17 protein-coding genes are annotated in these 24,552 nt (G+C 54.6%); 12 read left to right on the plus strand and 5 right to left on the minus strand.

Annotation, left to right across the window (positions count from 1 at the left end):
• Positions 1–65 precede the first annotated feature (65 nt).
• The 4 genes from purM (at position 66) to O77CONTIG1_RS18950 (ending at position 6,915) form a co-directional block, all read left to right on the plus strand.
• Complete coding sequence (gene purM, locus O77CONTIG1_RS18935) at positions 66–1,088, plus strand: phosphoribosylformylglycinamidine cyclo-ligase (RefSeq protein ID WP_068513805.1); 1,023 nt, start codon at positions 66–68, stop codon at positions 1,086–1,088.
• A 274-nt stretch (positions 1,089–1,362) separates the two neighbouring features.
• Positions 1,363–3,930, plus strand: a complete 2,568-nt coding sequence (locus O77CONTIG1_RS18940; RefSeq protein ID WP_068513808.1) for a mannose-1-phosphate guanyltransferase — start codon at positions 1,363–1,365, stop codon at positions 3,928–3,930.
• Positions 3,931–4,016: 86 nt separating this feature from the next.
• Entirely contained in the window at positions 4,017–5,312 is a 1,296-nt protein-coding gene (purB, locus tag O77CONTIG1_RS18945; protein WP_068513811.1) for an adenylosuccinate lyase, read from the plus strand.
• A 523-nt stretch (positions 5,313–5,835) separates the two neighbouring features.
• On the plus strand, positions 5,836–6,915 hold the full coding sequence (locus tag O77CONTIG1_RS18950; protein ID WP_172799727.1) for a hypothetical protein: 1,080 nt from the start codon (positions 5,836–5,838) through the stop codon (positions 6,913–6,915).
• A gap of 144 nt (positions 6,916–7,059) precedes the next feature.
• On the opposite strand, the gene O77CONTIG1_RS18955 is transcribed toward O77CONTIG1_RS18950, so the two are convergent.
• A complete protein-coding gene (locus O77CONTIG1_RS18955) occupies positions 7,060–9,255 on the minus strand; it encodes a transketolase (RefSeq protein ID WP_068513816.1) in 2,196 nt (731 codons plus the stop codon).
• 257 nt (positions 9,256–9,512) lie between these two features.
• Between O77CONTIG1_RS18955 and O77CONTIG1_RS18960 the strand changes: the two genes are divergently transcribed.
• The 3 genes from O77CONTIG1_RS18960 (at position 9,513) to O77CONTIG1_RS18970 (ending at position 11,515) form a co-directional block, all read left to right on the plus strand.
• On the plus strand, positions 9,513–9,731 hold the full coding sequence (locus O77CONTIG1_RS18960; protein ID WP_068513819.1) for a hypothetical protein: 219 nt from the start codon (positions 9,513–9,515) through the stop codon (positions 9,729–9,731).
• A gap of 105 nt (positions 9,732–9,836) precedes the next feature.
• On the plus strand, positions 9,837–10,496 hold the full coding sequence (locus O77CONTIG1_RS18965; protein ID WP_068513823.1) for a Uma2 family endonuclease: 660 nt from the start codon (positions 9,837–9,839) through the stop codon (positions 10,494–10,496).
• A 281-nt stretch (positions 10,497–10,777) separates the two neighbouring features.
• Positions 10,778–11,515: an SIMPL domain-containing protein gene (locus O77CONTIG1_RS18970; protein WP_068516830.1), complete on the plus strand. Its 738-nt coding sequence runs from the start codon at positions 10,778–10,780 to the stop codon at positions 11,513–11,515.
• 248 nt (positions 11,516–11,763) lie between these two features.
• On the opposite strand, the gene O77CONTIG1_RS18975 is transcribed toward O77CONTIG1_RS18970, so the two are convergent.
• From O77CONTIG1_RS18975 to O77CONTIG1_RS18985, 3 genes are all read right to left on the minus strand, one after another.
• A complete protein-coding gene (locus tag O77CONTIG1_RS18975; protein ID WP_156435465.1) occupies positions 11,764–12,447 on the minus strand; it encodes a hypothetical protein in 684 nt (227 codons plus the stop codon).
• 275 nt (positions 12,448–12,722) lie between these two features.
• The gene (locus O77CONTIG1_RS18980) at positions 12,723–13,514 is read right to left on the minus strand and encodes a YoaK family protein (RefSeq protein ID WP_068513829.1); all 792 of its coding nucleotides are present in this window, start codon (positions 13,512–13,514) and stop codon (positions 12,723–12,725) included.
• 355 nt (positions 13,515–13,869) lie between these two features.
• Complete coding sequence (locus O77CONTIG1_RS18985; protein WP_068513830.1) at positions 13,870–16,488, minus strand: PAS domain S-box protein; 2,619 nt, start codon at positions 16,486–16,488, stop codon at positions 13,870–13,872.
• Between the two features lie 319 nt (positions 16,489–16,807).
• Here O77CONTIG1_RS18985 and O77CONTIG1_RS18990 point away from each other — a divergent pair, with 319 nt between their 5' ends.
• The 3 genes from O77CONTIG1_RS18990 to O77CONTIG1_RS19000 are packed head-to-tail and all read left to right on the plus strand — an operon-like array spanning position 16,808 to position 20,980.
• On the plus strand, positions 16,808–18,337 hold the full coding sequence (locus tag O77CONTIG1_RS18990) for a sensor histidine kinase (protein ID WP_084782843.1): 1,530 nt from the start codon (positions 16,808–16,810) through the stop codon (positions 18,335–18,337).
• Positions 18,315–19,637, plus strand: coding sequence for a sigma-54-dependent transcriptional regulator (locus tag O77CONTIG1_RS18995; RefSeq protein WP_068513834.1), 1,323 nt, complete (start codon positions 18,315–18,317; stop codon positions 19,635–19,637). Before O77CONTIG1_RS18990 ends, O77CONTIG1_RS18995 begins: the two co-directional genes overlap by 23 nt.
• The gene (locus O77CONTIG1_RS19000; protein WP_197673244.1) at positions 19,625–20,980 is read left to right on the plus strand and encodes a hypothetical protein; all 1,356 of its coding nucleotides are present in this window, start codon (positions 19,625–19,627) and stop codon (positions 20,978–20,980) included. Before O77CONTIG1_RS18995 ends, O77CONTIG1_RS19000 begins: the two co-directional genes overlap by 13 nt.
• A gap of 151 nt (positions 20,981–21,131) precedes the next feature.
• Here the strand turns inward: O77CONTIG1_RS19000 and O77CONTIG1_RS19005 are convergent, their stop codons facing one another.
• Positions 21,132–21,896 carry a hypothetical protein gene (locus O77CONTIG1_RS19005; protein WP_156435467.1) on the minus strand — a complete coding sequence of 255 codons (765 nt, stop codon included), beginning with the start codon at positions 21,894–21,896 and terminating at the stop codon, positions 21,132–21,134.
• 268 nt (positions 21,897–22,164) lie between these two features.
• Between O77CONTIG1_RS19005 and O77CONTIG1_RS24880 the strand changes: the two genes are divergently transcribed.
• Both O77CONTIG1_RS24880 and O77CONTIG1_RS19010 read left to right on the plus strand, forming a co-directional pair.
• Positions 22,165–22,608, plus strand: a complete 444-nt coding sequence (locus O77CONTIG1_RS24880) for a hypothetical protein (RefSeq protein WP_156435469.1) — start codon at positions 22,165–22,167, stop codon at positions 22,606–22,608.
• Between the two features lie 625 nt (positions 22,609–23,233).
• The gene (locus O77CONTIG1_RS19010; RefSeq protein WP_068513840.1) at positions 23,234–24,535 is read left to right on the plus strand and encodes a class I SAM-dependent methyltransferase; all 1,302 of its coding nucleotides are present in this window, start codon (positions 23,234–23,236) and stop codon (positions 24,533–24,535) included.
• Positions 24,536–24,552 lie beyond the last annotated feature (17 nt).

Below are 24,552 nucleotides of genomic sequence, written 5' to 3' on the forward strand. Positions count from 1 at the left end.
TGTTCTCTGACCCCTGACCCCCGATCCCTGTAAAATACTCCCTTGCACTCCACACGTGGGAACTCATGGACTATCGGCAGGCAGGGGTAGATGTAGAGGCAGGACGGGCCTTCGTGCGGCGAATCAGGGACATGGTCGCTAGTACGCATCGCCCAGAGGTGATGGGCGGCATTGGTGGATTTAGCGGGCTATTTCAACTGCCGACGGGCTATCGAGAACCCGTGCTGGTGTCGGGGACAGACGGCGTGGGCACAAAGCTGAAGCTAGCGCACCAGTGCGATCGCCATGACACCGTAGGCATTGATCTAGTGGCCATGTGCGTGAATGACGTGCTGACCTGCGGCGCGGAACCGCTGTTTTTTCTGGACTACCTGGCGACGGGCAAGCTGGATGAAGACCAGCTCGCGGCCGTGGTGGCGGGTATCACCAACGGCTGCAAGCAGGCGGGCTGTGCGCTGCTGGGCGGCGAAACGGCGGAGATGCCGGGGTTTTACCTGCCGGGGGAATACGACCTAGCGGGCTTTTGCGTGGGCATTGTGGAAAAGAGCCAGATCCTCGACGGGTCGCAGGTGCAAATCGGCGATGTGGCGATCGCTCTTCCCAGCAGCGGGATTCATAGCAACGGCTTCAGCTTGGTTCGCAAAATTGTGGAACAGGCCGGTCTGGATCTGAGCGAATCTCTGCCAGAACTGGGAAATGCATCCCTCGGCGAGGTCTTGCTCATGCCGACCCGCATTTACGTCGCGCCCGTGCTGGCGGCGCTGCGGGCTGGGCTGCCGATCCACGGCATGGCCCACATCACGGGGGGCGGCCTGCCTGAAAACCTGCCCCGTGTTCTGGGCGAGGGCCAGAGCGTGCGCGTAGACTCCACAAGCTGGACGATTCCACCCATATTCACCTGGCTGGAATCGGCGGGATCGGTTCCTCGCGCTGAGATGTTCAACACCTTTAATATGGGCGTTGGCTTTGTGGTGCTGGTTCCGGGCGATCGCGCTGACGAAACCTGCCGCTTTTTTCAAACCCAGGGATTAGCAGCGTGGGCCCTGGGCAAAGTTGTTGCAGGACAAGGAGCAGTGCTGATTGAATGATTTGTGATTGCTGATTGAGGATTGCTGATCGAGGATTGCTGATTGAGGATTGCTGATTGAGGATTGCTGATTGAGGATTGCTGATTGAGGATTGCTGATTCAGCTCCGATGTCTGCGATTGCTGGATTTACTGCTGACGATCCGGGGAGGGCTGCGCTGGGAATTTAACAAAACGAAATCTTTTTCGGCTGCCTTCTCATCATCTGAATCTGTCACAGTAAGAGCTATAGCCCGCGACTGAGGATCGCTGCAATAACGGGCTAATGGAGGCGTTATGCGAGCAGTGCTAATGGCAGGGGGTTCGGGCACGCGGCTGCGACCGTTGACTTGCGATTTGCCCAAACCGATGGTGCCCATTTTGAATCGCCCAATCGCCGAGCATATTATTAACTTGCTGCGGCGGCACGGGATTACAGAAATCATCGCCACGCTGCACTATCTGCCCGACGTGATGCGGGATTACTTTCAGGACGGCAGCGATTTTGGCGTGCAGATGACCTATGCCGTAGAGGAAGACGAGCCGCTGGGAACGGCGGGCTGCGTCAAAAACGTAGCGGATTTGCTGGATGAAACTTTCCTGGTAATCAGCGGCGACAGCATTACGGACATTAACCTCAGCGAGGCGATCGCCTTTCACAAACAAAAGGGCGCAAAAGCAACGCTGGTGCTGGCTCACATTGCCAACCCGCTAGAGTTTGGCGTGGTGATCACCGATGAGGACGGGCGTATCCGGCGTTTTTTGGAAAAGCCCTCCAGTAGCGAAATCTTCTCCGACACAGTGAACACGGGCACCTACATCCTGGAGCCGGAGGTGCTGGATTACCTGCCCGCCAACGAAGAATCGGACTTTTCCAAAGATCTATTTCCGCTGCTGCTAGAAAAAGACCTGCCGCTCTACGGCTACGCTGCTAAGGGCTATTGGTGCGATGTGGGGCATCTGGATGCCTACCGGGAGGCACAATATGCCGCGCTTTATCGGCGCGTAAAGCTAGAGTTTGAAGGCGAAGAGCGATCGCCCAATCTCTGGGTTGGGCAAAACACCCACATCGACCCCACGGCCCACATCGACACGCCTGCGATTATTGGCAGCAATTGTCGGATTGGCCCCAGAGCGGCGATCGCCGCTGGCACGATTATTGGCGACAATGTGACCGTCGGAGCCGATGCCGACCTGAAGCGCCCGATTCTGTGGAACGGCGTTACGGTGGGCGACGAAGCGCACCTGCGGGCCTGCGTAGCCGCCAGAGGAACGCGGGTCGATCGCCGCGCCCATGTGCTAGAGGGCGCAGTCGTCGGCTCTCTCTCGGTGATTGGCGAAGAGGCACTGGTGAATCCCGATGTCCGCATCTGGCCCAGCAAGCGCATCGAACCCGGTGCCATTCTCAACATGAACCTGATCTGGGGCCATGCCGCCCACCGCAATTTGTTTGGACAGCGGGGCGTGTCGGGACTGGCAAATGTAGACATCACGCCAGAATTTGCCGTGCGGCTGGGCGCGGCCTTTGGCTCCACGCTAAAGCCAGGAAGCCAGGTGACGGTCTCCCGCGACCAGCGCAACATTTCGCGCATGGTGTCGCGATCGCTCATTGCGGGCCTGATGTCCGTCGGCATTCATGTGCAAAACCTGGAGGCCACTGCCATCCCCGTGGCCCGCGCCGTCGCCCCCAGCCGCAATGTCGCCGCCGGGATTCACGTCCGCGTCCACCCAGAGCGCTCGGATCACATCCTGATCGAATTTTTCAACCACAAGGGCATTAATTTATCAAAAGCTCAGGAGAAAAAGATCGAGGGAGCCTATTTCAAAGAAGACTTTCGCCGCGCCCAGATTCAAGAGATTGGCAATGTGGTGACGGTGCATCAGGCCAGCGATATCTATTGCGACAGCTTTGAGCGACACCTGCGGCTGGATGCCATTCGCAGCAACAGTTCCAAGGTGGTGATCGACTACGCCTATGCGGTGTCGGGCGCAGTGCTGCCGCAAATGCTGTCGAAATTTGGCTGCGACGCGGTGGTGCTAAACGCCAGCCTCAATCCCACCGTGCCCAGCGCCCAAGACCGAGAGGCGCTGCTGAGCCAGTTGGGGCATGTCGTCGAGGCGCTGAAGGCAAACTTTGGCGTGCAGGTCTCGGCCAACGGTGAGCAGTTGATTTTGGTCGATGAAGCGGGCAGCCCGATTCGCGGCGAGCTGCTGACGGCGCTGATGATTCACATGGTGCTGACGCAGCATCCGCGTGGCTCTGTTGTGGTGCCGGTCAACGCTTCTAGCGCCGCCGAGCAAATCGCCCGTCGCCACGGCGGACAGATTCTCCGCACCCGCGCCAACCCCACCGCCCTGATGGAAGCCTGCTACACCAACCCCAACGTGGTGATGGGCGGCAGCGGCGAGATGGGCTTCATCTTTCCGCAACTGCATCCTGGGTTCGACGCGATGTTCTGCATTGCCAAGATCATTGAAATGCTCAGCCTGCGATCGCAAGACATTGCCAGCAGCGCCCCCCGCACCCTGGGCCAAATTCGCCTCGACCTACCCCGCGTCTGCCACAAGATGATCACCGTCCGCTGTCCCTGGACGGCCAAGGGTTCCCTCATGCGGCATCTGGTAGAGACGCATCCTGCCCAGCAGCTTGAGCTGATCGACGGCGTGAAGATTTTCAACCCGCAGCATGATAGCTGGATTCTGGTCTTGCCCGACGCAGGCGAACCGCTGGTGCATCTCTACGCCGACAGTAGCGATCGCGGCTGGGTCGATGAAACCCTGCGGGAATATCGCGCCGCCGTCCTCGCCTTTGTGGAGCGCGACGTGGGGCTAGACGACCATTCCACCGATTGGCAAATGGGTTAGGAACGCGACGTGGATTTTTCGCGCAGGACGCACGAAAGACTAGCGCTTTCCCATACAATAAATGGGTTGTACTCAGCGGCAGAGCCTTGATCGAGCGCTATACTTTGCCCGAAATGGGCAACCTTTGGACGGACGAATATAAGTTTAAGACGTGGCTCCAGGTGGAGATTGCGGTCTGCGAAGCGCAGGCGGAATTGGGCTATATTCCGGCAGACGCAGTGGAGACAATCAAGGCCAAGGCGCAGTTTGATCCGAAGCGGATTTTGGAAATCGAGGCGGAAGTGCGGCACGACGTGATCGCCTTCCTGACGAACGTGAATGAGTATGTCGGCGATGCGGGACGCTACATTCACCTGGGCATGACCAGTTCCGACGTGCTGGATACGGCGCTGGCGCTGCAACTGGTGGCCAGCCTGGAGGTGCTGCAATCCCACGTAGACAAGCTGGCCCAGGCGATTCGCTTCCAGGCGCAGCAGCACCGCGAAACGGTGATGATTGGGCGATCGCACGGCATTCATGCGGAACCCATCACCTTTGGCTTCAAGCTGGCGGGCTGGCTGGCGGAGGTGCTGCGCGGGCGCGATCGCCTCTGTCAGCTCCATCAAGAAATCGCCGTCGGCAAAATCTCTGGCGCAGTGGGCACCTACGCCAACCTCGACCCGCAAATCGAGGCGATCGCCTGTCAGAAGCTCGGTTTGCAGCCGGATACTGCCTCAACGCAGGTCATTTCGCGCGATCGCCATGCCCAGTTCTTCAACGTGCTGGCGCTGCTGGCGGCCTCCATCGAGCGCTTTGCCGTAGAAATCCGCAACCTCCAGCGCACCGACGTACTGGAAGTGGAAGAATTCTTCTCCAAAGGGCAAAAAGGCTCCTCCGCCATGCCCCACAAGCGCAACCCGATCCGCTCGGAGCGGCTGACGGGGATGGCCCGCCTGATTCGCGGCTATGCCATGACGGGTCTAGAAAACGTGGCCCTCTGGCACGAACGCGACATTTCCCACAGCTCCGTCGAGCGCGTCGCCCTGCCCGATGCCTGCATCCTCACCCACTTCATGCTGGTGGAAATCACCGACTTGGTAAAAAATCTCCAGGTCTATCCCGAAAATATGCAGCGCAACATGAACGTCTACGGTGGCGTTGTGTTTAGCCAGCGCGTAATGCTGACGCTGGTAGAAAAGGGTCTGGCCCGCGAAGCCGCCTACGCCGTGGTGCAGAGCTGCGCCCACCAAGCCTGGAACACGCCCGATGGGGACTTTCATGCGCTAATTGCCGCCGATGCCACGGTCAAATCCCACCTGTCCCCAGAAGAAATCGAAGCCTGCTTTGACCCTAACTATCACCTGAGAAATCTGGACGTGATCTACCAGCGGCTGAATATTTAAGACTGAATGCTGAAGGATCAAAGATTGCAAAAGAGTGCTGCTGCTACAAGATGCAATCATCGCGGAAGAAAAGCTAACCCGTTACTTGCTAGTGTCATTGCCCAAGGACGACAAATCGAAGTTTCTAGCACAAGTAGGTTACGCTTTGGACAACTGGCGGCAGCTAGAGGAAGACTTGCGAGCTCAAGTGCGAGGCAGTGCTTTAAAGCTTCCTAGGTCGTTGAATGCCTTGGTCTCATCTCTTCTCATTTGTATTCTTTCGGGTAGAGAATCAACCCTACCCCAGACATATTCTTTGGAGTTCCATTTAATAAGTTTTGTAAGAACTTAATGAAAAGTCATTGATCCTCTGAGGCAGTGTTGCTAAAAAGCTTGAGCAAGATGTTCAATTAATCTCTGAAAAAAAACATAAGTTGCTGAACCTTCCTGATTGATATACAACATTAGAGACTGCTGTCGCGCAAGGTTTACGTAGCTCATGCAGAAATGGGTAGCCGATGGACTGGTTGTTGGGCTGGCAACAATGGTTCTGGGTGGCACAGCCTCAGCCCTATTCCCCAGAAACTCTATTGCCAGCATCGCCAGCAGCGGTTTAGGAGCAGTCTCCAGTTCAATGGTTCTGGCTCGGCGTAGAACTCGCCTATTACCTGAATCAGAGGAACCGGAAGAAAATGCCTATCCTCAGTTGCCTGAATTGTCAGAAAAACACGTTTCAGACGTACTAGAGGAATCAGATTCAGCAGAACATACGCCCTTTAGCGAACCCGTCTTAGATAGGAATTCAAAAGCAAGCCTAATAGAAAATCCTGCTACAGAAGACACGACCGAAGAGGCTGAGAATCTTCAGCCTTTAGATGGACGCTTCAGTGAAGAGGTTGCCATCAAATGGCTGGCGAATAGAGGCGTTTCTGTCATGGATCAACCTGAGCTTGACCCTCACACAGAAGAAATTTTTAATAAGCACGCCGTTAGATTAGGCAATAAGTATAAGGACGAAGATGGTCAGCCCCAGCTATCTCGCTTATTAGGACAAATCAAGTGGTCAATCACAAATGAGAGAAATCTGACCTGTCACCTCAGTAGAGCCTCCCAAAAGCAAATTGGAACGATTACCCAATTTGGTAAGGACTTGGACAAAGACACCCTATTCTTTTCTCGATACAAGTATTTTCCGGGCGAAAAGATCATTCGTGCAAGTGTGCGGAATAGACCAGATACGCGGAGCTTTTTCACAGGGGGCTGGTTTGAGAGATTTATAGAATACAAAGTTTCTGATTTTCTGCAACGCTCAAACTTATCCTATTCTCGTCTAATGAATCGGCTGATTCAATTCTCAAACGGGGACAGTTTTGAACTGGATTTATTCTATGTGGTTGAAGGCAAGCCATTGCTGATTGAGTGCAAAACAGGAAGAGATCGAGATGCTTATCAGAAGTTTTCCGATCGTCGAAAACGTCTCTCTATTTCACCAGAGAGAGCTTTTCTAGTGATTCTTGACTTCGATCCTGATGAAACTGAGCGGCTCAGTGCGGTTTGGAAGTTTAATATCGTTGGACAGGACAACCTAATTCCCCAGATGGAAGCAGCGCTGGGTTCCAATTAGGACAGCCATTCTTCTGCCAGGATTTCATTGTTCCTAGAGCCAAGTAGTTCTTGCAGTCCGCCACAACGGTACTTCTGGCGCTAACGGGTGATGGTTGAGGTATTACGTTCCAGTTATTGCGCTGAGACTATTGGACTAGCGCGATTACACTAGCGCGATCGCCCGTGCAGCCAGCGCTTCGGCCGTAATGCCGTTGAGCGCCATCAGTTCCCCAGCGCTGGCAGTGGTTTCGCCGCGCTTCCAGGCAAACACATCGCGCTTGCTGGTTGAGCGCAGCATGAGTGGCTCCAGCATGGCACTGGCTCCACCCGTCACGCCGATCAGCGCGTCGCCGCCAAACAGTTGCTCGAACCCAGCATCATCCAGGAAGTCGCCGTCTGGTTCTGAGCAAATGTCCCATAGCGTATCGCTGGGGCGGTAGAGGCGACGGGGACTGATGACCGACACGATCCGCACCCCCAAGCCTTGGGCTTCTAAAAGCTTGGCTGCATCGAACACGGGCAAAAGGATCATGTCGCCTACCACCGCAAACACGACGGTTTTAGAGCCTGTGCTGTCGTGAAGGGCGATCGCCCCCTGTTCCAATGCCCGCCGCGTCTGGTCAAACGTCGTGCGAATCGGCAGCGGCGACTTGCTGGCGGTAATCACCACACCTTTGTTGCTCTGCGACAGCGCCCATTCGTAGCAAGCCTGCACGCTGTTAGCATCGGGCGGAAACAGCGGAAATACATTCCCATTCCGCATCATGGCGGCAAAGTAAGCCTCAATTTCTGGGCGCTGGTGCGTCCAGCCGTTGCGCCCCTGCTCTAGCGCCCCTGCCGTAAACAGCGTAATGGTCGCGGGCGTTTTGCGGCGTAGCTCGGCCATCGCCTGCGTGACCGTCTGCCAGATCGGCAACCCGTTAATGGCAAACGATTCATAGGAACACCACAGCGTCCGCCCGCCAAACAGCGACAGCCCAGCTGCCAGCCCCGCGCAGGCATCTTCGCTCAGCGGCTCATAGACCTGACCCGTGGGAGCCTGGTTATAAAGCGGGTCTTCGGTGGGGTGAATGATCTTTAGCGCCTGGTTGATGTTGGCGATGCCCGATGCCTCGTTGCCATCAGCGTTGGTGACCAGAAACGTGCGATCGCTCGTTCCCACATGCCCCACCAGCTTGCCCATTGCCGTAGTCGAAACCTTGGGGTCGCCCCCTACCGGATATTCCTCTAGCGGCAGCGGCCCCAGATCCGGCAGGGGACGCTCAAACTCGGTGACCACGGTTTTCGATGCCGGGCCGCCGCCCGCCCGCTCGCAGTTCGTCCGCACGATTGCCCAAGCTTCAGGAGAGAGCGATCGCGCCTTCAGTGCATCCATTATGTGGGGCGCGTCTAGCGTATCTTTGGGGTACAGATTGTGGGACTTTGCACCGCGGGCATGAACCCCTGCGCCCTTGAGCTGTTTGATGATAAACGCGGTTAGCTTGCCGCTGAGGGCAGAGCGTGCCGCTTCATCCACGCCCACCAGCACGCTCTGGGTAAAGGCGAGGCGCTGTTTCAAGGAGAAAGCCGTGCTATCGACGTAATCTCCCGGCTGATCCTGGTCGTCGAAGTCCTTCGCATCCACCAGCACCACTTCGTCAAAGCCGTGCCCATGCCAATAGGCCAGCATTTGCTCGTTAGTCTTCAGCGACACCATGCTGTGGTGTTCTTGCGAAAAGCCATTCCACACCAGCACGGGCAAAAAGTTGGTAGAACCGGGGAAGGCTGTGTGGAAGTGCATAAACGAACTCATGATGTAGGGTTCGCCTAGCCCGCCGTCGCCAATCGTAAAGGGAAATAGCGTGTCGGGATACAGCAACGCCCCGGCCATTGCAAAATGCTGCCCCTGGCCCAGGGGCCCCGCCGGAGCCAGCAGACCGGGAATGAAGCCAGACAGGTGACCCAACAGTCCGTGCCGCTCCCGGAAGCGATCGCGCATTTGCTGCACGGTGGTAATGCCCATATCCTCTAGAGAGCGATCGAGGAACATGGCGCTATAGAATCCAGGGGCATGGTGGCCGACCTCCGTCACGATGTTCTTATAGCCCAGCATGACCAGGGCAGCGTAGGCTTCGGCCTGACTGGCAAAGCCGCCGGGGTGCCCAGACCCCTTGCTGCCGCAGATTTGCATCGTCAGGTAGCGCAGCGCGTCGGCATAGAGCAGCGTTTGGAAGACAGCAGCGGGGTCTGTTGGCGTGGCGATCGCCCTTGCCCCTTCCGCGATGGCAGGTGTAGCCCCGTAGGTCTCGAATCCTGGCAGCGTTTCACCAAAATACTGAATCCCTTCACAAAACCCCGGAGCCATCTGGGTTGCCGTCATGCTACATCCCCCGCTGAGATAAACGCTAGAAACTGCGAAACACAATACATCATCGTATCTTAGGTGGGGAGCCAGATTGGTATTCAGGTTTCGATGATTGCCATCAGGAGTTTTGGATTTTGGGTTCTAGATTTTAGAGTTTGGGGTGAGCGAGGGGATGCGGAACGATCGCACGTCTGGACAGAGTTGCCATTTCCAACTCCGTGTCTGAGTATGGTGGAAGCAGCAGACACACAGCGCCAGGAGGCTAAAACGACGTGGAGACGTTAATCACGGCGGCGATCGCCGTTCTCATTTTGATGCTGGTGTTTTCGTTGATCACCAAGGCGATCCGGCTTGCCATTAATGTGGCGATTCTCCTGGTGCTGCTGTTTGTGCTGGTGCGAATTACTGGAGTCAGCTTGGGCGAAGCCATGCAGCCTGTGTTCGCCCTCTGGGAGTGGCTGCGGCAGATGTTTCAAAATTCTCAGCGATAATTCGCGATAATGCTTGATAATTACCAATCCAGGGCGATCGCCCTGCAAAATCCAAAATCCAAAATCTAAAATCCAAAATCTAAAATCCAAAATCGCAACTCCGCCATGCAACTCCTCGACGACCTGGCAGCCCATTGGCAAATCGAAGATCCGGAAGAACAGCGGCTCATCTCCAACGTCTCTTGGGCGCAATATGAAACGCTGCTGGCAGAACGGGGCGACAGCCTTGCCTACCGGGTGAACTATTTAGATGGAGTGTTGGAAATTGTGGCACCGAGCCGTCGGCATGAGTCCAGAAAAACTCGCATTGGGGATTTGATGTTGATCTATTTCTTGGAAGCAGAAATTGAATATTTCCCCACCGGGTTTACCACCTTTCGCCAGGCACAGCAACAGGTTGGGCTAGAGCTAGACGAGAGCTATTGCATTGGCAGCGAGAAGGAGATTCCAGATTTGGCGATCGAAGTCATCGTCACCAGTGGCGGGATGAACCGACTAGAACGGTTTCGGCGGCTGGGCATTTCAGAAGTCTGGTTTTGGCAGGGCGATCGCTTTTCGATTTACCATCTCCGCGAACAGGCTCCTAAATCGTTTTTGCAAACGGCTGGCTATGAGCTAGTTCAGCACAGTGAATTGCTGCCTGAACTGGATGTAGAATTCCTGAGTGAATGCGTTCGCAATGCCAATCCGCTGGCAGCCGCGAAGACATTTCGTCAGAGCGTGCGTCAGCAAATGGGACTGAACAAGGGCGGTCGCCCATCTTAATGTTATGTTCCTCTATCTCTGCCCAAAGGCGAAGCGCCAAACTTGCAGTAGTCCAACTCACCAATCGACTCCGGTGGCTTCATTTCTGCCAGCAGACGTGGCGATGCTGCTTCCGCCTCGATCAGGTCGATCGGCTAGGTTTCAAAAGATGGGGTATCAAAAAGTGTAACTGAACGTACCGTCTCTCCTGGGCAGTGCCAAAGTAGGAGCATCCTTAAATTCATTCCTATGAGGAGATGATAGCAATGAAACCCGCGATGCCTTCTATGATAAAAACGGCAATGAAACCAAGCAGACTGACGCGCACAGCCTTTGGGCTGAGTTCGGCGGTGCTGTTGGCGGTGGGTGGGCTGAGCCTGATGCCGATAAACCCCGATCCAGTAATGGCGAACGAAGTGATGACGCGCGTGTTGACGGTAACGGGAACCGGGAACGAGTTTATCCCCACCACGCTGAGCCAGGTCAACCTGGGGGTAGAAGTGCGGGGGGCAACCGCAGAAGCCGCCCAGCAAGACGCAGCGCGTCGATCCAATGCAGTTGTGCAATTGCTGCGATCGCGCCAGGTTGATAAGCTGCAAACCACAGGCATCAACCTCACCCCAGTCTACAACTACAACAACAACGAGCAGCGGCTGGTAGGCTATACAGCCACGAACACCGTCAGCTTCCGTGTGCCGACGGAGCAGGCTGGTGGGCTGCTGGATGAAGCCGTGAAAGCAGGGGCCAGCCGCATCGATAGCGTTAGCTTTGTAGCGTCGGATGAGGCGATCGCCCAGGCCCAACAGGTCGCGCTCCGCGAAGCCGTGCAGCAGGCCCAGTCCCAGGCGGATACTGTCCTGGCAGCGTTAGGTCTGCGCCGTCAAGAAATTGTCGGTGTGCAGATCAACTATGCCTCCGCGCCCCCGCCGATGCCGGTCTTGCGCCAGTCTATGGCAATGGAGGCTGCTGCTCCCCCCACCCCTGTCATTGGAGGGGAACAGGAAGTGCAAACAACCGTCACGCTCCAAATTCGCTATTAGTCTCGTTCGTCAATCTTTGGCACGATACAGCAGTTTTGAAGTTGGGGCGGTATGCAGAGGGTTACGAAATCCTTGTTTCTCGCAGGCAGCGCGTCCCTCACCACAAAAGCAAGTGCTAAGCAAGGATTGGAGCAGTCCATACCCAGCATCAAACGTAACTAACGTAACTAAAGCAAAAGGCTGCATGGCGGAAATTTTCGAACCATGCAGCCTCTATGAAGTTTGAAAGAAACAAATCGGAGCAAAAGTTATTCGGAAACCGCCTCAATCTTCTGCTTGATCTCCTCCGTAATCGTTTCTAGAGAAGGTGCAAACTCTTCTTTCTTCTTCAGACCAATCTTGATTTTTTCGGCGATTTCGTCTGCCGTCGGTGCAACGCCATCTTTGCCGGGTGTGATGCCTTTTGCCTTCACTTTCTCGGCAATTTCTTCAGCAGTCGGAGCAAACATCTCCTTCTTCTTCAGACCGAATTTGATCTTTTCAGTGATCTCTTCAATAGATGGCTTGAATAGCCCCTTCTTTCGCATGAAAAACTCGGTGCGCTGCTCTGGGGTCAGGGTGGCAAAGAAGTCGCTCTTGGGCAGGCCCTTGATTAGGCTGGCAAGCTCAGACTTTTGTTCTGGTGTCAAGGTTAGTGACTTGAATGCCTTGCGGAGACTGTCGCCGCCTGCAATTTCGGCGGCAAACTGATCAATCTGGTCAGGGCGCAAAACAGCAGCGAGTTGAGGGAGCACTTCTTCATTGAGCTGTTGCAGAAGCTCTTTTTGCGACTCGGTCAAATCCAGGTCGCTGGTTTGCGTTAGACCCGGAAACGCTTTTAATAAATCAGAAATGGAAAACTGGGAAATCGGAAAGGCATGGGCAGCAGTTCCCAATAAAAGGTTCAACCCCATGATTAGGGAAACTACTAAAGACAGAAACGCACGTCTCATCGGATATGTCCTTCTTGTTTGAGAGAATCAGGCTGATTTAGTTTTTCGATGTCAATCAACTTGAAGTCAGTTAACTTTAAGTCAATCAGCTTTAAGTCAATCAGCTCTAAATTAAATCAGCTTTAAACTTAAATCAGCTTTAATCAACATTGTGCTGGTGATGGAAAACACTCTTCTTCACCCATCAGCATTACACCAGTGTATGAAGCTGTGTGTATCCGTAAATGCGAGAAAGCGATCAAGTAGGGTTCAGGTTTAGATGGTGCAGGTTCAGATTATGCAGGGGAAGAGGCTTGGGCATGTTCTTTGAAGGCGGCGATCGCCATCACAGAAATGATCATCAGCGGAATGATCAAACTCCACCAAGTTTCGGAAACCATGACAAAATAAACCGCCGACGCGCCGCCCAGCGCAAACCCCAGGATGACGGGAAAAACGCGGCCTATCCGTTCAACCGCTTCGGCAACCTCCTGGCTGGCCTGGGGGTTTTTGTGCATCGTCAGCTTGCCCACGACATACTGCACCATGTCGATGGTGAGCTGTGTGGTGTTGCCCGTCATCACGGTGGTTGGGATGTAGCTTTTAAACACGCCTTTTGCTTCTTTCATCAGCGCGTTTTGAATTGCCATTGCCACCACGCCGGTCATCGCGATGGGGAAAATCAGATCTTCCTGCACGTCTACAAGCAGGGAGGGGGAGAGACTCGTCGCCACGACGAGAAACACCGCCAAGGCGATCGCCTCTAGGGTCAGCAGCACTGCAAACACCGGCCACTTCTTGCCCCGTGCAAACCGAGCGACCAGTGACGTGATGGCCACCGTCAGCATAAAGATGGGCAGCATCAGCAGCCGCGTCACCGTGCTGCCTTCGTCCGATGCCACAAAGGACGACCCTGCCAGCGCAATGTTGCCTGTGACATGGGCGGTGAAAATGCCAAACAGAATAATAAATGCTGAGGTATCCACAAACCCTGCCACCCAACTCAGCAGAAACCCTGCGGGCCCGTCGCTGAGCAAAAATGAACTTAATCGAAACGTTTCACCGTCTGCCCTCGAAGTCGCAACCATGAACGCCAGTGCTCCTAGTAACAGTGATTGCAGGGGTCTATTGCAGGTCTATTTCAGAGATTATTGAATAACACAGAAGCGCAAGAGCTTTGCCCCCGCGCCCAGATAAATAACAGCGAAGCACGAACAATGGATCGCTGGATCGCCAACAGCAGAGATCAGCAACTCGTGTCCCTAAACCTAGTCAGCCTTGGAAACCCCCTTGCGCGTAGCATATTATCCCCAAGGGGGAGGGTGTTTTGTGTTTTTTGATACGGTTCGGGGCGAACGAGGTGGACGGGGTGTGAGGGGAGCGGGAAGAACGAAGAGGGAAGAAGGAAGAAGGAAGAAGGAAGAAGGAAGAGAGAGGAATGGGTTAGGAGAGTTCTGCGATCGCCTGAGAGATTGGGATTTGAATCACAAATTCGGTGCCTTGTCCCGGTTCTGAGAAACATTCCAGGGTACCGCCGTGCTTTTCGGTCACGATTTGATAGCTGATAGACATGCCCATGCCGGTGCCTTTGCCGACGGGCTTGGTGGTAAAAAACGGGTCAAAGATGCGCTGCTTGACGCTGGGTAGCATTCCGGCGCCGTTATCGATGATGTGAATGCTGACTCGATGATTGGGCAAGACCTGAGTTTTGATGCAGATAGTGCTGGGTTGAGCCTGCTGGTCGGCGATCGCCCGCTGCTGGTCACGTTCTTCTAGCGCGTCGATGGCGTTTGACAGGATGTTCATAAACACCTGATTTAGCTGACCTGCATAGCACTCGACGGGCGGCAGCGAGCCGTATTCCTTGATCACCCGAATCTCTTCGCGGCCAGGGCGCGTCTTCAGGCGATTGTGCAAGATCATCAGCGTGCTGTCGATGCCGTCGTGGAGGTCTACAGGCTTAGACTCGGCTTCGTCTAGCCGGGAGAAAATGCGGAGCGATCGCACAATTTCATGAATCCGCTCGGTGCCCACCCGCATGGAGTTGAGCAGCTTGGGCAAATCTTCGCGCAGAAACTCTAGATCAATCTCTTCGGCATAGTGGGCAATTTGGGGTGTGGGTTCATGATACTCCTGCTGATACAAGTCCATCAGAGTCAGCAAATCGCGGACATAGTTGCGGGCGTGGGCCAGGTTGCCGTGGATAAAGTTCACTGGGTTGTTGATTTCATGGGCAATGCCGGCCACTAGTTGCCCCAAGCTCGACATTTTTTCACTTTGCACCATCTGCGCCTGGGTGCGCTGAAGCTCTTGCAGCGCGTGTTGCAGTTCCTCGCTCTGGGCGCGGCTCTGGGCGTAGAGTTCGGCCTGGTCAATGGCGATCGCCAATTGGGTCGCCACCAATTGCAGCAAATCGCGCTCTCGCTCGGCCCACGGGCGCACCTGCTGAAAGTGATTGCCAATCAAGCAGCCAATTCGTCCTGAATGGGTTTGCAGTGGCACTAGCACCACCGACTGCACCCTCGATTCTGTCAGCAGCCCCTTGAAAATGGGATCGGCACACTGGCTAATATTGTCAATCCACACCAATTGCTGCTGAAGCAATTGCTGCGTTATAAAATCGCCCACCAGTCGCAGCGGATAGTCTCCCAGCAAGCTCGGAGCGCAGTGACTCCGGGCTTCTTGCACAATCTGCCAATGGGGCACTTTGGCATTTGGGACAATCCAACAAAACCCGCAATAGTCGATTTCCAGCAGGTTCCGCACGGCCTGGATCGCGGTTTCTAGAACCGTTTCCAGGTGGAGAGAATTGCGGATCTGGTTGGCAAGCTGGTTCAGTAGGGTTTGGCGATCGGCATAGTCCTGAATCGCTTCTTCTGCCCGCTTGCGATCGGTGATGTCGATGGCGATGCCGCCTACCACCTGTTGTCCTGAGCCGTCCGACATGGGAAATTTGTAGACCAGCGAATCGCCAATCGTGCCATCCGGCAGCGGAATCGGCTCGATCGTAGCCAGCAGACGACGGTTGTGAATGACGGTTTGAACGTTGTGCAAAAATTCTGCCGCGACCTCTTTGGGGTATAGATCAAATAGCGACTTGCCCACCACGTCCGGCGTGGGCAGGGTGAACATTTTCAAATAGGTTTGGTTGATGTAGAGCATTTGCCCGTCGTAGCTGACCATCCAGGCAGCCGTTGGGCTGTGATCCATAAATGCCTGGAAACGCTCCTCGCTGCGGCGGCGGGCCTCTTCTGCTTCCTTGCGCGGCGTGATGTCTAGCACGGTGCCCACCATTGACAGGGGCTTGCCATCTTCGCTCCATAGAACATCGCCCCGACCCGCCAGCCAGTGAACCGATCCGTCGGGCCAGATCACTCGATAATCCGCAGCATAGGCAGTTTTGCCTGCAATTGCTGATTCGATTGCCCGGTTAACCCGCACAACATCCTCAGGGTGAATTGACTTTGCACAGGTTGCCCAGGTGCCATCGAAGGTTTCATCCGTCAGTCCAAACAGATGCTTCGCTTCGTCGCTGAAGTGTTCCAGATGATCCGTTGCAATATTCCATTCCCAGATGCCTGTTTGCGCTGCCTTGAGCGCCAGCCGCATCCGCTGTTCACTTCGTTGCCATGCCTTCTCGACCTCCTGACGCTGAGCCTCTAGCTGGAGGCGATCGCCAATATCTCGCCATGTCGTATGCAGAATGGTGCGCCCCTGCCACTCGATCGCCGTCAGCAATACCTCCACCCACAAGTCTTCCCCATTCATGCGGTGGTGCATCCATTCAAATCGGTGACTGCCCCGCCGCAGGGCGATCGCCATCATCTCGTTTGCCTTCTCAAAGGAAGGGAACCCGTCGGGCTGCACCGCAGGCGAGAGCATGGCTGGATGCAGCGATTGCACCTGCGCTTTGTCCGTACAGCCCAGCAGGGCGATCGCCGCTGGATTGCAATCAATGAATACGTTGTCATCAATCAGCAAAATAGCGTCGGCAGAGCGCTCAAAAAGCTGGCGAAAACAGTCTTCGGATGGGGGGAAACCGAAACCAGCAGGTTCAATCATGAGGTTCTAGAGCAAGAAAAGGGGCCGAGTCTATATCATGCAAGGCAATTGAGGTGGGGGTTGACGGAGCATTACTTCACAACACCCAGGTAAACACCATGTTGGGAAAACGCTAATCTAAAAACGCTAATCTATAAAGCAGTTGGGGGCTGGGGAAGCTGCAAATGCCGTCCCACGGGCGATCGCCCCTAACAGTCATCAGGCTACACCCCGACTGAATCCTTATCCAGAGTGCCCTATCTCTATTACCTTGCCAACACCTGCTAACCGCTAAACAGCCCATCTAAATCGTAGAGTTCTACGGTAATGCTAATCCTTAATGACAAAACTTCAGAGAGATTGGACAGCTTTTTTTCCACGGCTCACGCTCCAGCGGCAGTTGACCCTGTTGCTCATGGTGTTTATCGGGCTGGGGGGAGCTGCGATGGGGCTACTGGCAGAGGTTTATCACCGCCGCGAAAGTACACTTACAGCTCGCACTCAAGCCGAACTCTCTCAGGCGAATGCGCTGCTCATCCAAAAATTTTTGGAATCCGATTTGGTCAATTCTCAAACGTTTGGCAAGTCGGAAGACGACGTCCTCTGGCAGCGGTCGAGTCAGGCTTTGGCAGATTTCCCGCGTGTCGAGGGCGGCTTTTACCTGCATCAGGTCGATCAACTCCTGGGCTATGCCTTTCCAACTCACGGGGGAAAAGTGCCCAAGCGGGATGTCCCGCCCACCGAGCGGGGAATTATCTTAGACTTGGTGCGGCAAACCACGGCGCTGCGAGTGCCCCAGGAAAAAGTGCTGCACGCAGGCATTGATACAGTGATTTTGCGAGCAGAACCGCTGCCCTTTCGCGGTGCGGTGTGGACGATGAAGCGGATTCCTCAGGCTCAGGATCACCAGTCTCGGCTCCTAACCCTGTTGCTGGTGTGTTTGATGCTACTGGCCATCGCATGGACGCTGTTGATTCTGGTGCAGTTGCGTCATGGCGTGCGATCGCTTCAGCACGGCATCAAGGAAATCGAAGAAGGGCGAGCTGATGAGATTGTGCCGCTGGCCCTGGAGATGGGGCAAGTTGGCGCAGCTATCACCTCCATGCACCAGCGGCGACGAGAACTGGAAAACCGCCTCCAGCGCGTTGAGCGCTTGGCCTCTTTGGGACAACTGGTGGCAGGGGTTGCCCACGAGGTGCGGAACCCGCTAGCAAGTTTGCGGCTGAACTTAGAATATTTGGCTCGCCAGGCCCAGCGACAGGGTAATGTTTTGTCGATCGACCATCTCACCGAGCAAATCGATCGCCTAGAGGCACTGGTGCGACAATTGCTGTATTTTGACAAACGCCAGCAGGATGAGGCATGGGTTCCAGAATCTCTAGAAAAAATTGTGCAAGAGGCAGTTTCTCTGCTCCGTCTAGAGGCTCAACAGCAAGGCATCGAGTTGGTCTATCAACCACCGGGGCGATCGCTCCTGCCAATTCCACTGCGCTGTCGCAGCCTCAATCAAATGATGGTGAATCTCATTCTCAATGCTATTCAGGCGAGCCAAGCGGGGCAAACCATCACGGTGGGAGTGGAGGAGGAGGGCGATTATCTCGTGGCCTGGGTCGAAGATGCAGGGAAGGGGGTGCCTCCTGAACTGAAGGAGCAGATTTTCAATCCCTTCGTATCGACCAAACCTGATGGAACCGGGCTTGGATTATCCATTAGTCATGAAATTGTCGTGCAACACGGCGGCTATATCGATCTACAATCTCGCCCTGGCTGCACGCGGTTCAGCGCGTATCTTCCCAAACAGCCTAAACCTGGCATAAGCAGTCTAGAGCTAGCAAAACGAGGGCGAAATGGCAAAAATTCTGATCATTGATGATGAGAAGGCCATGCGTCAGGCAATGGTGCAAATCTTGCGCGATGAGGGACATGAAACCCTAGAAGCCGCCGATGGCAGCCAGGGGCTAAAACTGATTCAAGCCTGTGAAGTAGGCGATCGCCCCGACCTAGTCTTTCTCGACCTAAAAATGCCCCGCACCCAAGGCATGACGGTACTCAAGACCCTGGGTTCACAACTGCTAGAGTTGCCTGTGATTGTGATGACTGCCTACGGCACAGGACGCACCGCCATAGAGGCCATGCAGCTCGGAGCCTATGACTACATCACCAAGCCCTTTCCGCTAAAAACCCTTCTGAGTTTGACCGAAAAGGCCCTCGCCCATGCCCAAACATCGGTGTCGGTTAGCCAAACTAACACCCTGCAAGACCTCGACACAGAGGAACTGTTGGGGCAGTCTGCTGCGATGGCAGAGGTGTTTAAGCTCATCGGCCGCGTGTCCCAAACCGACGCTACCGTGCTGATTTTAGGCGAATCGGGTACCGGCAAAGAATTGGTGGCTCAAATGCTGCACAGCAACAGCCGCCGCAGCCGTAGCCCACTGGTCAAGGTCAACTGTGCAGCCCTACCCGAACATTTGCTAGAGGCAGAACTGTTCGGCCATGAAAAGGGTGCGTTTACTGGGGCCGACCATCTCCGCATTGGACGGTTTGAGCAGGCTAATGGGGGCACCATTTTCCTGGATGAGATTGGAGAACTGAGTCTCGGCATTCAAGCAAAACTGCTGCGGGTGCTACAAGACCGATCATTTGAACGACTCGGCAGCAATCAAACTCGTACAGTCGATGTTCGCATTTTGGCGGCGACCAATCGCAATCTGGAAACGATGGTGCAGCGTCAGCAGTTTCGAGAGGACTTGTACTATCGGCTCAATGTGCTGCGGATTGACTTGCCTCCCCTGCGCGATCGCCTAGAAGATTTGGATCTGCTCACCCAACATTTCCTCAAGCGGCTCGCCATTCAGCACAATTTCCCAAAACTCAGCATGTCAGAAGCCGCGTTTCAGAAACTTCAGTCTCACGCCTGGCCGGGCAATGTGCGAGAGCTACAAAACACGCTAGAACGTGCTGTCATTCTATCTGGAGGGCGAATTTTGCTGCCTGATCATCTCTCCTTTGGCCAGATGCCAAAGCCCGATCTGAACTTGGACAATGCGATCGCCCAACTTGAGCAAGACCTTATCCGACGCGCTTTGACGCTATACCCTCACTGCGCTCACGAAGCGCTCGGTCTCAGCCTTGAAGCCTTCCATCAAAAGCGAGAGCAGTGGAACCTCTGAGCTTCTCTTCCAAACCCGCGCTACACCTCCAGGTTAAGCTCCAGCCCGTTCTGTATCCCAGCTTGCGGCAACTCGTACAACTGCTGCCCCTTGATTATCGGCGGGTGCTGCATCGACTCCAATCCGAGGCACTGCGGAACCCATTTCTCATCGATGCCCAACTCGGCGGGCGATCGGCAGAAACCCTTTTAGGCGATATCTCTCCTGATTGGTACGAACCCATCGCTACGCCAGAAACCCTACAGGATCACCTAGAGTCCCAAATTTCGGTTCTACCTGTATCGCAACAGCAAAAGCTGCGAGCCTTGCTGCCGTGGGTTGCGCCGTCCGGTTATCTAGAAGAATCCCCTGATGTCTGGGCTAGGGGAACGTCTTGGACTCCGCTAGAGTTGGCGGCAATGGTACCCGTGTTGCAGTCCCTTGACCCACCAGGCGTGGGAGCGCGATCGCTGCGGGAATGTCTCCTGCTTCAGAGCGACCCGACGGACTCTTTGATCACGCATATTATTCGCAACTATTTGGATGAGCTAGCCACAGGACTGGCGACATCGGCGGGTCTGCAACCACTGCTGCATACCCTAAGACACGATGCGCCGGAATTTGCCTCAATTTCTATGTCTGAATTGCAGGCGGCCGTCCGCAGAATCCAGGCGCTAGAGCCGCGACCGGGGCGAAATTTTAGCTATGCACCAGTTGCAACTGTAGTGCCCGATCTGGCCGTTCAGCCAGCAGGTGGTGCGACTGACGAACCGTGGGAGGTTACTCTGGTGCGGGCCGTAGAGTCGCGGTTTGGGCTGAACGCCGAGGCGATCGCCCTGCTAGACACTCCCCTGCCCCCCGCAAAACGCCAGCAGCTAGAAGCCCTATTCCACCAAGCCCAGAGTTTGCTCACTGCCCTCAGCCAGTGGCAAGAAAACCTGCTGAAGGTAGGGCAGTTCCTTTGCGATCGCCAGCAAGCTTTTCTCCGCAGCCGCAATCCGCTCGACCTATTGCCCACCTCCCAGCAGCTTGTGGCCCAAGCGGTAAGCCTGTCAGACGCAACGGTGAGTCGAATTGTGCGCGATCGCTATTTGCTGCTCAACACATCGCCTCAGCAAATTTTGCCGCTCTCGTGTCTGTGCCCAGCAGCGGCCGTTGGCGGGCGAACTCCCCAGCAAATCCAGCAGATCATCCAGGAATTAATCCAGACAGAACCACCCCACAAGCCTTACAGTGATGCTCAACTCGCTCACCTACTGAAGCTGCGGTTTGGACTGGCGATCGCCCGTCGCACCGTAGCCAAGTACCGCCACCAGCTTGGGATTGCCAATACTGCCCAGCGCCGCAAGCTTGCCGCTCTGTGAACTCGTGGGATTGTCTGCCTAAATCTTCTCAACCTCAATCTTTAAGGGGCTACAGTCCGCAAAGTGCCACAACACACTCCAGCATGGTCTTATGCCGGGATTGTTAGGATGTCCAGCCTTCTGTCTCGGGGCGGAATTGGTATAAATGAACTTAGTGCAGACGACGCGGCATCCCCGGTGCAAATCCCCGAATGGCGATCGCCTGCCCATCCACCGTCAGCGAAAACGCCTCAATCACTCGTCCGTAGGGGGTTTCTGCCCCATATCCCTCAGCCTGCACAGCACTTCCCTCACGAGCCAGTCCCTCAAGCTGATATCCTACATGGGGCGGAAACTTAATTTGCTCCCCTGATTCCAGCACAATGCCCTTAATATCGCCGCGCCGACTTACGAGCCAGCGATAGACCCTGCCCGACACCGAAAACGTTCCGTAGCGAGCCGCTGACTGCATAGGCTGCAAGTGGGGCGGGTAGGCCGGTGGTCGATCGACCACCACTTGTTGGGTACGAGGATTAGCTAACTGATAAGCTCGCACCTCTAGCCCTAAATTGGTTGGCACGCCCGGATAACCAGCGATCGTCACGGTGTCTCCCGGTCGAAAAACTTGTACCAAATCATCTCCTAAATGAGGCGGAAACTTCACCTGCACCCGGTTTGTCAGCAGCAGCCCATCAACCTGACCTTGTGGATTGAGCAAATAGCGATCGACCGTACCCGCTAATGGATTGTCATAAAGATTGCCATTAATTTCTAAGGTCTGTGCAGTCAGGATATTTGCTGCTTGGGCATCCTCAGGCTGCAACGCTGTCGCCAGCATAGTGGGGAGAGACTGCGACGGGGCTTCGGCTCCCAAACCCCCAATAACTACGGTTGCAAAACCAATGACCACTGACCCTCGAATCGTTAGAACTTTCACGTCGCTATCCTCTTGTTGAAAATCGGTTTACCCAAAAACATCTGTGCAAATCTCGTGCCAATTCTGGGCCTACTGACGCTTGCCTCCAAGGGTTGCCGTTCTCAACCCTTGAGGGGATTTGGCATGAATTTTGCACAACGACAAGCAGGTAGCTACTGGTCACTACTTCACCGATTTTTGGCAAGAGCTAGTCCAGGCAAGCTGTCTGACTGAGCCAGTTTCCCACCAGAGTCGGTGTGTCTCTTTCAACAATGCGAGGATCATCATCATGAACATGAGCCGATCTAGCCCAATCCTGATACTCCGCTGGGGAACAGGTGCAATATTCACCGTTGTGTTGGCATCCCTGTTTGCCGAGTCTGCGGCGGCTACGATTCAACAACTAAACCGAGCTTCTGCAATGGAGGAAGCAGGCTCTTATTACGCCCAAGTCAAACGGCCCAGGGGAGGAGCAGTCTTACCCAAGGGCACAGTTGCGCCACCTCCCAAGGGCACAGTTGCGCCACCTCCCAAGGGCACAGTTGCGCCACCTCCCAAGGGCACAGTTGCGCCACCTCCCAAGGGCACAGTTGCGCCACCTCCCAAGGGCACAGTTGCGCCACCTCCCAAGGGCACGGTTGCGCCACCTCCCAAGGGCACAGTTGCGCCACCTCCCAAGGGCACGGTTGCGCCACCTCCCAAGGGCACGGTTGCGCCACCCTTTGCCTTCTAAACGAGTCTTAATGACTCCAGTTGCGGGCGGAAGGCTGAAGTAAGTGAAGCAATCGCTAAATGGTTGCTCGTCTTACCCAGGTCTCGTCAAGAAACACATTGGAAGCGAACTTTTCATGCTGAGTATGGCGGAAAATGCCATGCTCAGCTTCGTGACCTAAGCGATTCGAGTTTTGTCAGTCAAGCAGGCTTCGTGACTCAGCTTTTATCGAGTAAATAAATCATCTTTGCCCACATCATCCTTATCTAGACTAGAGATCTCCACTAGAGATCTCCACTAGATATACCAAAACGTTATGAAGCCGAACAAACCCTAAAAAGCTGAGATCCTTGAATAGTGGACTTTCTATGTCCTGGGCTATGCTCAGCCTAATATCTGATTGATTCTGATTGATATAGATGCTGAGTGCTGTTTGATGAAACAATCTGCAATTGAACCTCATTAGTTTTAGGGGAGTAGGATACTTGTGGATATGAATGCTTCTCCTATCTTGCAGGCTTCTGACAAAGCCGGAGACAACTCCAAAGTACAACCCATGAAACAGACAGACCCATTACAGCCTCAGGAGTCGAGCGAGATAGCACCCTCAAATCAGAAAGCGCCGCTTCAAGAACGAACAAGTGCTTTGCTTCAGCAGTATGAAGCCGCTCCTTATCCAGAAATGCTGGTTGATCAACCTGTTCAGCTAGACGCTGTGACACTCTATCAACACAACCTCACTACACCCTACTATTTGCTGCATCGTCGGGTCGTGTCTTTGCAAGATAAGGTGATTTTGGATGTGGGCTGTGGCAGTGGATATACGTCGCTGCGATTGGCGATCGCCAATCCAGGAGCAAAAGTCATTGGAGTAGACATATCACCTACTTCGATTATGATGGCTAGGGAGCGCCTCGCCCAGGCTCAACACCTGCCAGTTGAGTTCCACGTCTTGTCTATCGAAGAACTGCAAACCCTAGAAATGCAGTTCGATTATATTAACTGCGACGAGGTGCTTTATATCTTACCTGACCCTGCCGCCGCTTTGCGCGTCATGAAGAGAATGCTCAAGCCTTGTGGCATCCTGCGAGCCAACTTGCACAGCGCAATTCAGCGGCAGCACTTTTATCGGGCACAGCAGATGTTGTCTCTCCTGGGCGTGTTTCATGAAAAGGCCGGAGCCACAGAGACGAATTTGGTGCGGGAGGTGATGACGGCAATGCCAGACTGGGTAGACCTTAAGGAAAAAACCTGGACTCCAGATGTCAGCGGACAGGTGAGCGACCAAATGATTCGAATGAACTACCTGCTGCAAGGTGACAAAGGCTACACCATTCCTGAACTCTTTGCCCTGCTGAACTCGGTGGGCTTGCGATTTGTAGACATGGTGAACTGGCAACAGTGGAATCTGCCGCTCTTATTTGGCTCCCTAGAAGAGATGCCAGCATGGATTGGAATCATGTTGCCCCAGTTTTCCTATGAAACACAGTTGCAGCTCTATGAGCTAATTCATCCCATCCATCGGCTGCTCGATTTTTGGTGTACTCATGCAGAAACCCAGCCAGCAGGACCACTGCCATTTCACTGGTGCCTTCCCAGTCTCAAGCGGAGCGATCGCATTTTTCTGCATCCCCAGTTGCAACCAGTAACGGTGCGAGCAGCCCTAGAAGACTGCATAGTCCACCATCGCCCCTTCGCGCTGGAGCCACATCTGCCTATTTTAGGTGCCAAGCCGATTCTTCTCGATAGCAGCCTGGCAGCTTGCCTGTTGCCCTTGTGGGATGGTTCACACACCATAGAGGCGATCGCCCGACTTTGGCAACATCTTCACCCCCTACACCCCTGCACCCTATCCCCGATTTCCTTAGATAACGCCCTAAAAACGGTCAGCGACCTATTAGAGACACTCTTACCAGACCTGTATGTCATGGTTGAGCCTCATGATTAGGGGAATGTCAATGATTT

This window comes from Leptolyngbya sp. O-77 (assembly GCF_001548395.1).
Lineage (GTDB): Bacteria > Cyanobacteriota > Cyanobacteriia > Elainellales > Elainellaceae > Thermoleptolyngbya.

What these genes read in the sequence shown, in the direction of transcription:
- O77CONTIG1_RS18995 (WP_068513834.1), top strand. Translation starts at nt 18,315, where the DNA reads ATGGCAAAAATTCTGATCATTGATGATGAGAAGGCCATGCGTCAGGCA.
- O77CONTIG1_RS18950 (WP_172799727.1), top strand. Translation starts at nt 5,836, where the DNA reads ATGGTTCTGGGTGGCACAGCCTCAGCCCTATTCCCCAGAAACTCTATT.
- purM (WP_068513805.1), top strand. Translation starts at nt 66, where the DNA reads ATGGACTATCGGCAGGCAGGGGTAGATGTAGAGGCAGGACGGGCCTTC.
- O77CONTIG1_RS18975 (WP_156435465.1), bottom strand. Translation starts at nt 12,447, where the DNA reads ATGAGACGTGCGTTTCTGTCTTTAGTAGTTTCCCTAATCATGGGGTTG.
- O77CONTIG1_RS18985 (WP_068513830.1), bottom strand. Translation starts at nt 16,488, where the DNA reads ATGATTGAACCTGCTGGTTTCGGTTTCCCCCCATCCGAAGACTGTTTT.
- O77CONTIG1_RS24880 (WP_156435469.1), top strand. Translation starts at nt 22,165, where the DNA reads ATGAACATGAGCCGATCTAGCCCAATCCTGATACTCCGCTGGGGAACA.
- O77CONTIG1_RS18955 (WP_068513816.1), bottom strand. Translation starts at nt 9,255, where the DNA reads ATGACGGCAACCCAGATGGCTCCGGGGTTTTGTGAAGGGATTCAGTAT.
- O77CONTIG1_RS18980 (WP_068513829.1), bottom strand. Translation starts at nt 13,514, where the DNA reads ATGGTTGCGACTTCGAGGGCAGACGGTGAAACGTTTCGATTAAGTTCA.
- O77CONTIG1_RS18940 (WP_068513808.1), top strand. Translation starts at nt 1,363, where the DNA reads ATGCGAGCAGTGCTAATGGCAGGGGGTTCGGGCACGCGGCTGCGACCG.
- O77CONTIG1_RS18965 (WP_068513823.1), top strand. Translation starts at nt 9,837, where the DNA reads ATGCAACTCCTCGACGACCTGGCAGCCCATTGGCAAATCGAAGATCCG.
- O77CONTIG1_RS18970 (WP_068516830.1), top strand. Translation starts at nt 10,778, where the DNA reads ATGAAACCAAGCAGACTGACGCGCACAGCCTTTGGGCTGAGTTCGGCG.
- O77CONTIG1_RS18990 (WP_084782843.1), top strand. Translation starts at nt 16,808, where the DNA reads ATGACAAAACTTCAGAGAGATTGGACAGCTTTTTTTCCACGGCTCACG.